Genomic DNA, 13,350 nt, shown 5'->3' with positions numbered 1-13,350 from the left:
TTTTATGTCAAAAAGTAAAAAAGTCGTTTTAGACGTTGAAAATTTATCAGTCAGTTTTCGCACTGGTAAGAAAAAAATCTTAAACATCATTCGCGGTGTTGATTTAAAAATTTATGAAGGACAAATTGTTGGATTAGTTGGTGAATCAGGTTCAGGAAAAAGTGTTACATCCAAAAGTTTAATTAATGTTAATGGTAAAACTATTTTTAAAGCTGACAAGGCAATGGCTGAAGATGTTGATTTATTGAGTCTAAAAAAAGATAAAAGTTGGCAAAAAGTGCGTGGTTCAAAAATTGGTTATATACCTCAAGACCCACTTACTTCGTTAAATCCAACTCGTAAAATCGGGAAACAATTACTTGATGCCTTAAATCACAATAGTGAGTGAAAAAAGGCTTCTTATGCTGCCAAAAAAGATTATTTAATTGGCTTGTTGAAAAAATTTGGTCTAAGAAATGCAGAAGAAATTTTCTACATGTATCCACACACATTAAGTGGAGGGATGAAACAAAGAATTGTTATCACAATGGTGGTTGCTTTAAAACCAAAAATTATTATTGCTGATGAGCCAACAACCGCTCTAGATCCTACTGTTCAGGCTTCAGTATTGGCATTATTTAATGACATTAATCGTGAGTTTGGAATATCAATTATTTTAATTAGTCACAACATTTCAGTAGTTGCTAAATTCTGTGATTACATTTACGTAATGTATGCTGGAAGAGTAGTTGAACGAGGAACTAAAAAAGAAATTTTCACTGACCCACGTCACCCATATACTTGAGCATTAATTAGCGCAGTACCAGAAAATAAAGAACAACGTCTTTACTCAATTAAAGGTACTCCACCTGATATGGCTAATTTATCGTTAGGTGATCCATTTGCACCACGTAATGACTATGCTTTAGAGATTGATTTTATTAAAGAACCACCTTTAATCGAAGTCAGTCCTACTCACTCAGCTGCGACTTGATTATTGCACCCAGATGCACCAAAAGTTGAGCTTAATCCTGATTTAGTAAAACGTTTAGAATCATTTAGAAAGGTTTTTGAAGATGAACAAAGATAAGCAAAAAGTTGTTTTAGAAATAGACAATCTAAAGAAATATTTTATTCATGGTTCAAACGTTAACAAAGCAGTAGATTCAGTATCTTTCAATGTCCATGAGTCAGAAATTGTTGGTTTAATCGGAGAGTCTGGTTCAGGTAAAACAACTGTTGGACGTTCATTAATGCGTCTGTATGATGATTACAACGGGTTCGTTCGTTTAGATGGAAGAATAGTTAGTGGTCGCAAAATTAGCCGTGATACTGAAAAGTTTCTACGTCGTAATGTACAAATGATTTTCCAGGATCCACATGCTTCTCTAAATGGACAAAAAAACATTTTCTCAACACTAAAAGAACCACTTGTAGTAAATGGGATTATGCGTGAGAAAATGAAAGATCTATTCAGTGACTGAAGACACGTTAAGAAAAATTTCCGTTACACTTTTAAATCATTAGCACAAGAATATGAAATCATTAATTTAAGTTCATTCAATAATATTGCTAAAGATTTTGTTGTTGAGTGAGAAAATAAATTCAATAATTTAACTTTTGACAGCCAACTTTCAAATGAAGATAATTTCAATCAATACTTTGCATTTTTAGAAGAAAAGCAAAGCATGGAGACTGAAGTTATCAACACCATGTACTCAAATACAAACAAATTGATTGACTTTTATTACCAGAAACAAAAAGACTACCGTGAAGACAATATCGACTTAGATGAAATTGAATTACGTAATGCTTTAAAAAATTACAACAATGCTAAACTAGGTCTTCGTTACACAAACGAACAAGTTAAACTTTACCATGAGTATAAAAATATTAGATCTCAGTATAAAGCACTCAAAAAAGAACACAGTGAGTTTTTAAAAGTTTCTAAAAATGCTTTTACAAATTATATTTATGAGTTCAAAAATGAAAAAAACATGCTAAAGAACTCACGTTTGCTTTCGACAAATTTAGATTTTTATATCTATAACCTAAAAAGAGAATTAATTAATTCAAAAGCAAATGAATTTCTAAAAGAAGTGTATCCTGAACTGAAATATTTAGAGTTTGAACAAATCAAAGCTTTAATTAAACACTTGCGTGAATACATGGTTGGTTTTTATAGAATCAAACTGAATGTTGAATACTCAAAACAAGCAAAACAATTGTTACAAGAAACTATTGATTCTGAGTTTAATTTCAATATCGATGAGTATTTAAAACAGTCAAAAACCAATAAAGCTAACTTTGATAAAAGATTTAAAGACATCGAAAGCCAAATTGCTTTCTACATTGAAAATTTGGCACCTAAAACTGTTGATAAAGCACAAGCTAAACAAGATTTAAATAAAGCAAAACAAAGACTTTCACTGGCTGAAGATAGCTATCAAAAACGTTATATTCAACATGTTAGTGAAAGAAAAGAATTAATTGCAGCAACTGAGGCCAAAATTGTTGAAATTAATGAAACTTACTATGCTTTAAGAAAACAAATTAAAGAATTAGTTAAAAGATTTAAATCAGTGCACAAAAATTTCATTCAATATCTAAAAAATCAAGAAGTTGCTAGCGAAAAAGTAGCTAAAAAACAACAAAAATATGAAATTATTTCTTTCAATACAGTTGTTAACGCTAAATTAGAAACTCAAAAATCATTTGCTATTGAGTATCGCTACTTGGTTAAAGATATTCACAACATTGACTTACTACTAGGAATAAACCATAATTTAGTAGACATCATTTTCAAAGACAAATATCCAAAATTGCGTTTTATCTATTCAAATTACATTTTTGCTCCTTTTGCTTGAATTAGATTAAAGAATCTTTTCTATAAAACAATAATTTACAAAGCTTTAGAAGATGTTGGTTTATTAAAACAATTTGCATATCGTTATCCACATGAATTTAGTGGTGGGCAAAGACAAAGAATCGTTATTGCGCGGGCATTGATTACTCAACCAAAAGTAATTATTGCTGATGAACCAATTGCTTCACTTGATATTTCAATTCAGGCTCAAGTTGTTAACTTGTTAAAAGATTTATGTAAAGAAAAAAACATTGGACTAATATTTATCGCTCACGACTTGTCAATGATTGAATACATTGCTGATAAAGTGCAAATTATGCACCTTGGGAAAATTGTTGAATCAGGTGACACTGAACAAATTTATGCTCACCCAGTGCACCCTTACACAATCAATTTATTCAAAGCGATTCCAAAAATTTCCAATGCAAATGAAAAATTTGAAAATGTAAGTTTCGAACTAAATTACTTAGAACAACAAAAATTCCCTAACGTTCCGAAAACTTGACAAATTGGTCAAAATCACTTCGTTTACGGAACTAATCAACAAGTTCATGAGTGAACTAAAGAAATTAGTGATGTTAAAACTTTAAAACTAAATAGTGATGATGATAGTTATTTTGAAGAATTAATTTTAAGCAACGAAGAAAAGAACAATGACAAATAAAGAAAGATTAACTTTTAAGCAACGATTTTCAAGTTATGTAAAAAGAGGTTTCAACACTGGAACAATCATCTTTTTAGTTGTCAATATAATAGTTTTTTTGACTTTCTTTTTAATATTATTTTTTCGTTACCGTGCTCAGGCTGAACAAAACAAAATCGCTTTAACAACACTAAAGATTTGTGATGCATTAACGGTAGCTAATATTATGGTTTTTTCATTAAATATTCTTGCCTTGATTGTTAGAAGAGGATTTGGAAGAGGAATTATTCGTTTTTTCCGACAAACCTTTAATGGTATGAAATATTACAAAGACGATGATACATTTCGCAAATCACAACAAAGAAAACATAATAATAGCTTTAATGATGATTATTATGATGCCTTACGAAATCAGAAAAACCAGCAACCAAAAGAAATTAGTTCTAAAGATCCCATTAGTTGAAAAAGTTCATCTTTTATATTCATATTTCTTATCTTGTTAACTATTATTTTACAAATCATTTTAATACCTTTTATGGTTAGATAATTTTGTTCCTGACTAGGGTCGAATAATCAGACTCTAGTCAGTTTTTTTATCTTCGAAAGGTGTTAAGTAAAATTGCTTGACACCTTAACAAAATATGCTATAATTTGTTTTATTAAAAACACATCACATTATTATGAAAGGAAAACGCTATGGTTAAATTAAGACTAAAACGTAATGGAAAAAAATTCCAAGCTATTTATAAAATTGTTGCTGCCGATGCTCGTTCACCACGTGATGGACGTTTCATCGAAGAAGTAGGTTTTTACAACCCTCACTCAAAAGAAGTAGTATTAAACAAAGAATCTCTAACTAAATGATTAAACCAAGGTGCTCAACCAACTGACACTGTTAGAAAACTTCTAAAACACGACAATTTCTACGCTGAATACACAAAAAACCGTAAATAATCAGTATGAAAATTAATATTTTGACTTTGTTTCCGAAATTTTTCGAAAATTTCGTTCAAGAATCAATTATTGCAAGAGCAATCAAATTAGGTCACTTGGAAATCAATATTATTGACTGAAGACAATTTTCAAAAGATAAACACCAAAAAGTAGACGATGAAGTTTATGGCGGTGGCCAAGGGATGTTGTTGCAAGTGGAACCATTAGATTTAGCGTTGCAAACAGTTGGTGGTAAAAAGATTCTTCTTTCACCACAAGGAAAAGTTTTCAATCAACAAAAAGCTCGTGAATTTGCTAAAGAAAATGAAATAACACTAATTGCCGGACATTATGAAGGTTTTGATGAAAGAATTCTAAATTTTGTCGACGAAGAATTAAGTATTGGTGATTATGTATTAACTGGTGGCGAAATTCCGGCTATGATTGTGGCGGATGCTATTGCTAGACTTGCACCGGGAGTTATTAGAAAATCATCACATTTAGAAGAAAGTTTCGAAGGTGATGGCTTGCTAGATTATCCACAATACACAAGACCAAGAGTTTACAAAGGTTTTGAAGTACCAGAAGTACTGTTAAGTGGTGACCATAAAAAAATTGAAGCTTGAAGACAAAAAGCAAAATATGAAAAAACATTAAAAAATCGTCCAGATATAATTGAAAGGTTAAAAAATGAGTAGAGCAAAATTATTAGAAATTGTTGAACAAAAACAATTAAGAAGCGACTTACCAGAAATTAGAGAAGGATACAATGTTCGTGTTCACGTTCGTATTAAAGAGGGAGACAAAGAAAGAATTCAAGCTTTTGAAGGTCTAGTTATTGCTTTAAGCGGAACAGGAACAGCTAAAACATTTATAGTTCGTAAAAACTCATACGGAATTGGTGTTGAACGTGTATTCAACTACAACTCACCTCTAATTAGCCACGTTGAAGTGCTACGTAAAAACAAAGTTAGAAGAGCAAAACTATACTACATGAGAGAACTTAAAGGTAAAGCAGCAAGACTTAAAGAACTTAAAAACACAAAATAATCGTGAGTGTTTTTGATTGCAAATCAAGCAAAGCCACTGTGCTTTGCTTTTTTATTTAGAGGGCAAATAAAAAGTCGCAAGCGCGACTAAATTTACAAAAAGACACAAAAACAACCAAAAAAGACTGCTAAATTATCTTTTCTTGTGAAATTAATCCATTTTTTGATAGGTAGTCATTTCTTTTTGATATGAATTTCTTAAGCTCATTATTAAGTTTGCTATGTTCTATTTGCTTGTAAGGTTCTAAGTATGTTGCTATACGTTCATTTTTAGCTATAGTGTCATCCAGTATTACTTGATTTCCATTTTTAGCATCGAATGTAAATTTATATCCGTCAAACATTTTATGAACAGTAGCATCTAGATTAAGAAAGTTATATTTGTTAGATATATCAGATAAAATGTTATTAATTTCTTTTTCTAACTTACTCTTTTTTCAGCTAGTGTTTTGATGTGCGTATTCAATAGCATCTCTTTTGATTCAACTAACATTATAGATGTGTGCTTTTTCAATAGCTTCTACAGCAAAATTTTCAAATACAAGTCACTCTGATGTTTTGTCTCTATATTGTGCTCTTTGTTTTTTTTGCTTCATCTTTAATGTATTGAATGAATCAATAGTACTTTTCACTCTTTTTTAAAGTCTTTTCACGTAACATTTTAATTTCTATGTATTTTTGGTTTTTTAGTGATTTATCATACTTATTCAATAGTTTTATCAAGTTGTACAAAAATTCACAATCGGATTTAATGTATTCTAAAAAATCATTGAAAGATTCAACATTTTTTTTCTAGTATTAATTGTTAAAAATTCATTTAAATTTTGGTACTTAAAGTCATCGGTATCCAGAAAAACTGAGTCAAAAGCTAATGCTGGATTGATTATTGTGAAGTTATCTTTTTTACTTGGGAGACTTACAATTTCAGAAGAAGATGGATTTGTAACAGAACCCCCAGGATTATTTCCTTTAAACAGGTAAATTAGACCCTTCAAAGTGCAACCATCTTCAAAATAATTGTTGTTAACATAGTATTCAAGCGATTTTAACTGCTCGTCATCAAGAGTCTTGATGAGCTTAGCTTTTCTGTCGGGTCTTTCTTGAATTTTGAAACCAAGTCTTTCTTCTAATAGTTGTTTTCTGTGTCTGAAATTCTTAGGATTAGTTTTGAAGTGAGAAGGAGTTGTATACAAGTCAATTTGAGCTTCTAGAAAGTTAGCATATCATGTCTTGATATAAAGAAACTTAGTGTCAAAAACAATATATAAATCGAACAGGACTTTTTCGCCTCTACTTCTTTTATTAATGTATGACTTAGAACACAAAGGGATTTTAAAGATTCTAGTGTTTTTGTCTATTTTAAACATTTTAGTATTTGGCTAAAAAGTTGTTCTAAAACTTCAACACAAATTGAATTTCCACATGTGTAAATCATTTTTGTTTCAGAAACTAAATCACTGCTTTTTACTATCTGTCAGTCACGCTTTTCGAATCCCATATACTCGTAAGCTTCCTGAGAGTTAATTACCTTAAGAATTTTAGATCTTTCAAAATAGAATTTTAATCTGGCATTAGCACCAGAAGCGGTCAATGTAGGTCCTTTATTAATTGGCTTATAAACGTATGATTCTGAGTTAAATTCAGTGTAATTTAGTAGTCTTGCCTTAGTTATATTGTTGGCTGTTGTTACAAAATCAGTCATTTCATATTTTTGTGCTAAATTAAGGCGTTTATCATTGCTCTTGACTGTGCGAATGATATCTTTTAAACTTTTACCATTTTCAACTTTTTGAGGAAATTCAAATTCTTCTGATAATTTATCTTTCAGGATTGAAATAGCAAAAACTCTTTCGCGATTTTGAGCACTACCCATATCAGCGGCATTAATTACTTTTCAATAACTTTTATAACCTAATTTCTTGAGTGTGTTCAGTCAATCTTCAAATTGGTGAATAAATTTTTGTGAAGCTAGCGCTTTAACATTTTCAAGTACTAACACTTTTGGTAAACGATCCTTATTTTGTTTTAAAATTCGTTCGACCTGGTATAACAGACCACTACGAGTTTCCTTAGTTAAACCTCGTTGTTTACCTTGCTGGCTCAAGTCCTGACAAGGAAATGAATAAGTGAAAATGTCAATTCCTTCTGGTAAGGTTTGAAATTTCGAAATATCAGTGTTACTACTTGCTTGTTTGTCTTTTTTGAAACCATATTTTTGATGAAAGTAATCATTGTTAACATACGAATATAAGTAAGGAAAAATTGATGCCAACTTTTGTTCATTCATTTTCATAAAATAATTATTGCCAACTGGCTTTTTGCTATCGGCACTAAAAGTATATTGTGCTAAAAGATTAGCCATTTGTTCGTGGCTATATTTTGTTTCTTTTTTTAGTTTTCCATAATGAATTAGTTGATATGAAATAATAGCATCAATGTATCAATCGATTGTTCCTAAATTGATTACTCTATACTTAGATTGCCTTTTAGAGAGAGAGAGAGAGAGAGACGCGCTCAAGCGCTCTATATTGGCTTCCTATTCCAGCGAAAGCCTCAAATAGTGTAATTTCCTTTTTCATGTCTAAAGTATTATAACGAAACGATATACAAAAACAACGATACCCGGCGTTCGAAATTGACAACTAATTATCATTTTTAACGTCATAAGTAAAACGACACAAAAAATGTTTTTGACTTTATAATTTTAGTAATTCTAAGGAGGTATGTATGAATGAAAAAAATGAACTAATTATGACAATTGATAAATCATACATAAATAATGAAAAAGACGGTTTTATTTTAATTGTTGAAAATAACAAATTAATTGCTTATCGTCAAAAAATTCCTTTTAAATTCCGTTTAGTTTTAAATGATATTGATGAAGTGGTTCAATCAGTTTTTGTAACTAATAAATACTTAGTTAGCGTCGAGATGAATAACGTTAAAACTATTGGCACAAGAGCTTTTTATCAATGTATTAATTTACAAGAAGTTAAAATGAAAAATTTACAAGAAATTGGTGTTGCTGTCTTTGAAGGTTGTGTCAGTTTGAAAGATGTTGAGATGCCAAGTATTAAGAAAATTCATGCTTCAGGGCTTTCTTATACTACACTTGAAAAACTTGATGCCCCTGCTCTTGAATACATTGATTTTTATGCCCTAGCATATTGTTACAAATTACAAGAAATCAATGCTCCTAACTTAAAACACATCGCTCCATATTCTTTATTTGAAACAAAAACATTATCAACCATTAATCTTGAAAATGTTGATTTTGTAGGTGAATATGCTTTCGAAAACTCAAGCCTAGCACAAGCTAAATTTCCTAACATCAGTTATGTTGCTAAAAATGCTTTTACTGGTGCAAAATTCTTTAATGACAACAAATTAGACACTAAAAGCTTATTAATTTACGACAATATTTTAGTTGAATCAAAACAAGAAGTAAGTGAGTTAATCTTAGGTTCTAACATTCGTCTTATTGCACAAAAAGCCTTTTATTTCGACAATAAAATAAATAAAATTAGTGCTGAAAATGTACTTTTTGTAAACGATTTAGCCTTTGCAAATTCTTCAATTTCAAAAATCAAAATGCCAAAAGCAAAGTGACAAAAATCCAGTCTTTTTGAAGCAAGAAAATTGAATTTTTTAACTCGTTTAAAATTCAAATTTAAAGACGCAAAAGTGTTTGAAAAACCAGAAAATTAAACCAAAAAAAGACTGAATTTTTTTAGTCAAAAAAACCGGTCAAAAAACTCAAAAAAACAGTATTTTTCCGCATTACGAGCAATATTGCTCGCATTTTTTTTTTTTTTTTTGCAAAGCCGACAAATTTATTTAAATTTGTAGTAAGAATTTTAGAAATCTTGTTTTTACAAAACAACAAATTAAGGAAGTGATTTTTTATGGAACAAAGAACAAGCCAGGAAGTTGCTAAAAGCAACTCAGAAAGCAAAAATAAAGAAAAAAAGCCAATGACTAAGGGGCAAAAAATTTGACTAGCGATAGCAATCATTTTGACTTTGCTTCTGCTTTTGATTTTGTGTGTTGAAATCGCTTATCTAGCAGACTTTATTCGTTTCAATAACACTGATGCAAATGGTTTGCTTTTAACTAAAGCACAAAGAGTAAATGGAATTTTTGGATTTTTTAAAAATAACTAATCATCAAAACTAAGGAGAACAAGTATGAAAAACAAATTATTAAATTCAATGATAGCCTTGGGTACTGGAACTGCAGCTGCTGTTGGTCTTACTACTGCACTTCTTTTGGTAAAACAAAGTTCTGTTGAAGAAGTTAATTATGCAAAGAATAACAACATTTACCAAGCAATGGAAGATGAAATTAAGAAAACTCAAGTCGAGTTGGCTGAAAACAAAAATCTAAGTGATGACAACAAGCAAAAAATTAGTGACTTAGTACAAAGAGCATCAGAATTTGTAAAACAAAAGATTCTGATGTTGCGCAAATGTATCGTCTTAAAAATGAATTATCCCAGTCGGTAAAAAAAGCAAAATTTGAATCTGTTGTTGCTAATAAAGAAGCTACAAAAGAACAAATTCAAGCATCATTAGACGAATTAGCATCACTAGTTAAAGATAATGAATTAAAGGCAAAAGTTACATCACTTTATGACAATGTAAAAAATAGTGACGCTAATGATTTTGATTTTGACAATTTCTATGCCAATTATGATGCATTGCTACAAAAAAGTAATGAATTTTCAGATCAATTAGAACAACAATTTTATGAACTAATTGAAAAAGATATTTACAACGATAATTTCTTCAAAAACTCAACTGACAAAAATAATGTTTTCCAAGCTCTAGACACAATTAAAAATGAAATGGCTAACCCAAATACTAGCCGTGACTTTGCACAAACTTTAAACAATATTTTCAACCAAGTTCTAAGAAATGCAGCAAGCAGTACTCAGGATGCTTTAAACACTTTATCAAAAGAAACATTGATTCAATCAATACTAAATTTGATGCATTAGTTAAAGAAATTCAAAGTGCACAATTAGACGAAGCAACAAAAGACTCTTACATTAAACAAGCTTCAAGCTTCAAGCAAGCAATATTTGATTCATATGCCAAAATTCCTGCTAACAACTTAACAGTTAAAGAAGATATTAATGACTTTATTAACACAAGTTTTTCAAAAATCAGTGCTAATTTCTTGTCACAAAATGATTTAAAACAAGCCATTCAAACTCTACAACAATATTTTGCTAACAACGCTCAAAACTATGGAATCTTAACAAATTGAGTAAATGACAACATTGTCAATGTAGACATACAAAATCCAAGTGTGCAACTTTATAACCAATTGCAAGACAAAAAAGTTTTATTCAATCTTGCTTGACGTTACACACAAAAACTTCATGAAGTCTTAGAAAACGCTAAAGATACTAATTTAATCACTTTAGAAGATTTTGAAAAACTTGCAAATGACCAATTACTAAAAACCAATGTTGATAATATTGGTGATTTTATTACTAGCCTTTCAAATGTGTACAATAATTTAATCAGCACTGTTGCTTATAATCAACAACTAGTAAATGAAATCAAAAAATTACAAGATCAAGTAAAAACATCAATCAAAAACGAAGAATTCACTGGCTTAAATGTTGAAGATAAGCAAAAACTTACTTCATTAGATAATTCAATTACAAACCACTTGTCTGTTCCACGAACTATTGAAGCGAATACCAAATTTTTAGCAAGTGCAATTGAATCATTGCGCACTATTAACAAAGATGAAATCAAAAACTTGGTGCTAAATTTAAAAGCTATTCAAAACGATATTCCTGACGTTTCAATAAAACAAAATGTTCAGACTTTTGTTAATAAATGAGAGTTAAATGATGTTTATTTAGTTACAAGTCTTTACGATGGTGCTACTCGTCAAGAAATGCAAAATGATATTAATTGAGCGCAAGAAACTTTATTAAACCAAGAAGCTGCTATTAGTAGTGCGAAAGTGCAAAAACAAGTTGAGGATGCCAAAAAGACAGTTAATGATAAATTTGGTGACAATTCAAATGGTGGAAAAGAAAAATTACTTAACTTATTAGATGCTTTAAAAGCGAAAGCAGTTTTAATTTCAAAAAATAATGATTTAACTTTAGAACAAAAAGAAGAACAGCTAAAAGCTATTGAAAAACAAATAGAATCAGTAACTACCAATCTTGATAAATACAAAACACTTGATGATTTGTTAAAACAAGCAAATGATTTAGTTGACAAATACAATCAAAATCCCGATCCTAAATTTAGTCAGGATATTAAAAATATCAAACAAATCATCAAACAAGCTGACGAATCATTCAGTAATCCACAAAACACTGATAAAACCATAGATTCAATTCAAAAAGCATTAGATGATGCAATCAAAAACACTGAAACAAAACAAAACCAAACCAAAGCAAATGAAATTTTTGATTCTAATTTAAAAGCAATTGTTGATGCTTTTAAAAATGCGCATGAAATTTCACAAACTCACGCAGTCGAACAATCATTTTTAAATAAACTTGACAAACTATTTCAAGATTATTCAAATGCTGAAAACGAAGAACAAAGAAACAATGTAAAAGCACAAATCGAAAAATTAAGTCAAAATGCTCCAAGTGGTGCAAGTTTAGAAATTTCACTAGCAAAATTACAACAAAGTTACGAACAAGCATCAATCAAGAAAGTTGACTTAGATAACACTGATAGCCATAAAGATTTTGATCAAGCATACCAAAAAGCAAAAGCACTTTTAGATCAGTACAACAAACCAGAAGCTTTTAATCAAAAAGAGGTTAGTGAACAAAAACAATACCAAGAAGTACAACAACAACTTGATGAAAGCAATAATGAACTTAACAAACAATTATCACTAGCGCTTCTTGATAAAAGCGGAAGAGATCTAAGTGATGCACTATATGAAGAAGATGAGCAAAATTCTCAGGAATCACCTTATAAAGAAGTAAATGAAGTAATTAAATCACTTTTAAATGAAAAAGAAAATTTACTTTCTTCTGCTGATCCTAATTTGGAAAAATTACAACAATTAACAGATAAAATCAAAAAAGTTCTGCCACTTGTACAAAAATTGTCTAATGCTTTAAATTCATTAGATGATATCAACAAGGATGAAAATCCATATGCTTGACAACATCTAAAAGACGCAATTTTAGACTCTTTACCAAACGATAAAGATGATGATGACCAAATAAAACAAAAAATTGATAATCTAAACAATGCGCTTTCAAAAAATAAAGATTATATTGAAACAGAAAAGGCTATCAATAAAGCTAAAAATGTATACACAGATAAAGAAAAGAACTCACCAAATTTTGCTACTAAAGCTTCAGAATTAGAACAAAAGATAAATGATCTAGAAACTAAGGTTTTAAACAAAGATGCTTCAATTTTGGATCTAAAGAAAGCAAAATTGGATGCCGAAACATTGTATGACGAAGCAACAAAAGATAAAAATGATTTCTACAACAAACTAGAAGAAGTAAATTCTGAAATTTCTAAAAAAATCAATTACTTATTAAAAGATTCTTCACTACGTGGAATCCAAGTTCCAACTCTTGAGTCTGTTATCAATCAATACAATGCCGATAAAAACTCTCCCGAAGCTAACAGTGAAAATCTAAAAGCATATTTACAAAAAATGGATGACGCTTACCAAAAAGATATATTTAATGCTAAAAAAGACGAGACATTAAAATATAAATTCTTTAAGGGAACATCCATACACTAATAATCCACTTGCTTCCGAAGTTGCTCAAAAGCTAGAAGAATATGTACAAAATATTGTCAACAAAGCTAATGCTTTAAGCAGTTCGGATAAAGAAGAACTAAGCAAGTTAAAAGATAAAT

The 13,350-nt window shown here is 29.8% G+C and carries 15 protein-coding genes; 11 read left to right on the top strand and 4 right to left on the bottom strand.

Annotated elements, in window-relative coordinates:
- Positions 1–4: 4 nt before the first annotated feature.
- The 6 genes from ACSH40_RS01495 to rplS all read left to right on the top strand — a co-directional run bounded on the left by ACSH40_RS01495 (position 5) and on the right by rplS (position 5,471).
- The gene (locus ACSH40_RS01495) at positions 5–1,069 is read left to right on the top strand and encodes an ABC transporter ATP-binding protein (RefSeq protein WP_438341793.1); all 1,065 of its coding nucleotides are present in this window, start codon (positions 5–7) and stop codon (positions 1,067–1,069) included.
- Positions 1,056–3,509, top strand: a complete 2,454-nt coding sequence (locus ACSH40_RS01490; protein ID WP_438341792.1) for an ATP-binding cassette domain-containing protein — start codon at positions 1,056–1,058, stop codon at positions 3,507–3,509. Before ACSH40_RS01495 ends, ACSH40_RS01490 begins: the two co-directional genes overlap by 14 nt.
- Entirely contained in the window at positions 3,499–4,035 is a 537-nt protein-coding gene (locus ACSH40_RS01485) for a hypothetical protein (RefSeq protein ID WP_438341791.1), read from the top strand. Before ACSH40_RS01490 ends, ACSH40_RS01485 begins: the two co-directional genes overlap by 11 nt.
- 149 nt (positions 4,036–4,184) lie before the next feature.
- Positions 4,185–4,442 carry a 30S ribosomal protein S16 gene (gene rpsP / locus ACSH40_RS01480; protein ID WP_438341790.1) on the top strand — a complete coding sequence of 86 codons (258 nt, stop codon included), beginning with the start codon at positions 4,185–4,187 and terminating at the stop codon, positions 4,440–4,442.
- A 5-nt stretch (positions 4,443–4,447) separates the two neighbouring features.
- A complete protein-coding gene (gene trmD / locus ACSH40_RS01475) occupies positions 4,448–5,119 on the top strand; it encodes a tRNA (guanosine(37)-N1)-methyltransferase TrmD (protein ID WP_438341789.1) in 672 nt (223 codons plus the stop codon).
- The gene (gene rplS / locus ACSH40_RS01470) at positions 5,112–5,471 is read left to right on the top strand and encodes a 50S ribosomal protein L19 (RefSeq protein ID WP_438341788.1); all 360 of its coding nucleotides are present in this window, start codon (positions 5,112–5,114) and stop codon (positions 5,469–5,471) included. Before trmD ends, rplS begins: the two co-directional genes overlap by 8 nt.
- Positions 5,472–5,598: 127 nt before the next feature.
- Here the strand turns inward: rplS and ACSH40_RS01465 are convergent, their stop codons facing one another.
- The 4 genes from ACSH40_RS01465 to dcm_N are packed head-to-tail and all read right to left on the bottom strand — an operon-like array spanning position 5,599 to position 7,988.
- The gene (locus ACSH40_RS01465; protein ID WP_438341787.1) at positions 5,599–6,066 is read right to left on the bottom strand and encodes an MAG4270 family putative restriction endonuclease; all 468 of its coding nucleotides are present in this window, start codon (positions 6,064–6,066) and stop codon (positions 5,599–5,601) included.
- Positions 6,035–6,181 (bottom strand): hypothetical protein, encoded by a 147-nt coding sequence (locus ACSH40_RS01460; protein ID WP_438341786.1) that lies wholly within the window; start codon positions 6,179–6,181, stop codon positions 6,035–6,037. The genes ACSH40_RS01465 and ACSH40_RS01460 overlap by 32 nt, the downstream gene beginning before the upstream one ends.
- A 47-nt stretch (positions 6,182–6,228) precedes the next feature.
- Positions 6,229–6,837 carry an MAG4270 family putative restriction endonuclease gene (locus tag ACSH40_RS01455; RefSeq protein WP_438341785.1) on the bottom strand — a complete coding sequence of 203 codons (609 nt, stop codon included), beginning with the start codon at positions 6,835–6,837 and terminating at the stop codon, positions 6,229–6,231.
- On the bottom strand, positions 6,825–7,988 hold the full coding sequence (gene dcm_N / locus ACSH40_RS01450; RefSeq protein ID WP_438341784.1) for a DNA (cytosine-5-)-methyltransferase N-terminal subunit: 1,164 nt from the start codon (positions 7,986–7,988) through the stop codon (positions 6,825–6,827). The genes ACSH40_RS01455 and dcm_N overlap by 13 nt, the downstream gene beginning before the upstream one ends.
- Positions 7,989–8,197: 209 nt before the next feature.
- On the opposite strand from dcm_N, the gene ACSH40_RS01445 reads away from it, so the two are divergent.
- The 5 genes from ACSH40_RS01445 to ACSH40_RS01425 all read left to right on the top strand — a co-directional run bounded on the left by ACSH40_RS01445 (position 8,198) and on the right by ACSH40_RS01425 (position 13,231).
- Positions 8,198–9,178, top strand: a complete 981-nt coding sequence (locus tag ACSH40_RS01445) for a leucine-rich repeat protein (RefSeq protein ID WP_438341783.1) — start codon at positions 8,198–8,200, stop codon at positions 9,176–9,178.
- A 197-nt stretch (positions 9,179–9,375) separates the two neighbouring features.
- Complete coding sequence (locus tag ACSH40_RS01440) at positions 9,376–9,633, top strand: hypothetical protein (protein ID WP_438341782.1); 258 nt, start codon at positions 9,376–9,378, stop codon at positions 9,631–9,633.
- A gap of 24 nt (positions 9,634–9,657) precedes the next feature.
- A complete protein-coding gene (locus ACSH40_RS01435) occupies positions 9,658–9,975 on the top strand; it encodes a hypothetical protein (RefSeq protein ID WP_438341781.1) in 318 nt (105 codons plus the stop codon).
- Positions 9,939–10,469 (top strand): hypothetical protein, encoded by a 531-nt coding sequence (locus ACSH40_RS01430; RefSeq protein WP_438341780.1) that lies wholly within the window; start codon positions 9,939–9,941, stop codon positions 10,467–10,469. The genes ACSH40_RS01435 and ACSH40_RS01430 overlap by 37 nt, the downstream gene beginning before the upstream one ends.
- Before the next feature lie 182 nt (positions 10,470–10,651).
- Positions 10,652–13,231 (top strand): hypothetical protein, encoded by a 2,580-nt coding sequence (locus ACSH40_RS01425; protein ID WP_438341779.1) that lies wholly within the window; start codon positions 10,652–10,654, stop codon positions 13,229–13,231.
- Positions 13,232–13,350: the final 119 nt, after the last annotated feature.

This window comes from Mycoplasma sp. 3341 (genome assembly GCF_051549855.1).
In the GTDB taxonomy this organism is placed as follows: domain Bacteria; phylum Bacillota_I; class Bacilli_A; order Mycoplasmatales; family Metamycoplasmataceae; genus Metamycoplasma.
The sequence above is the reverse complement of the archived record's forward strand: the minus strand, read 5'-3'. Positions and strand labels throughout refer to the sequence as shown.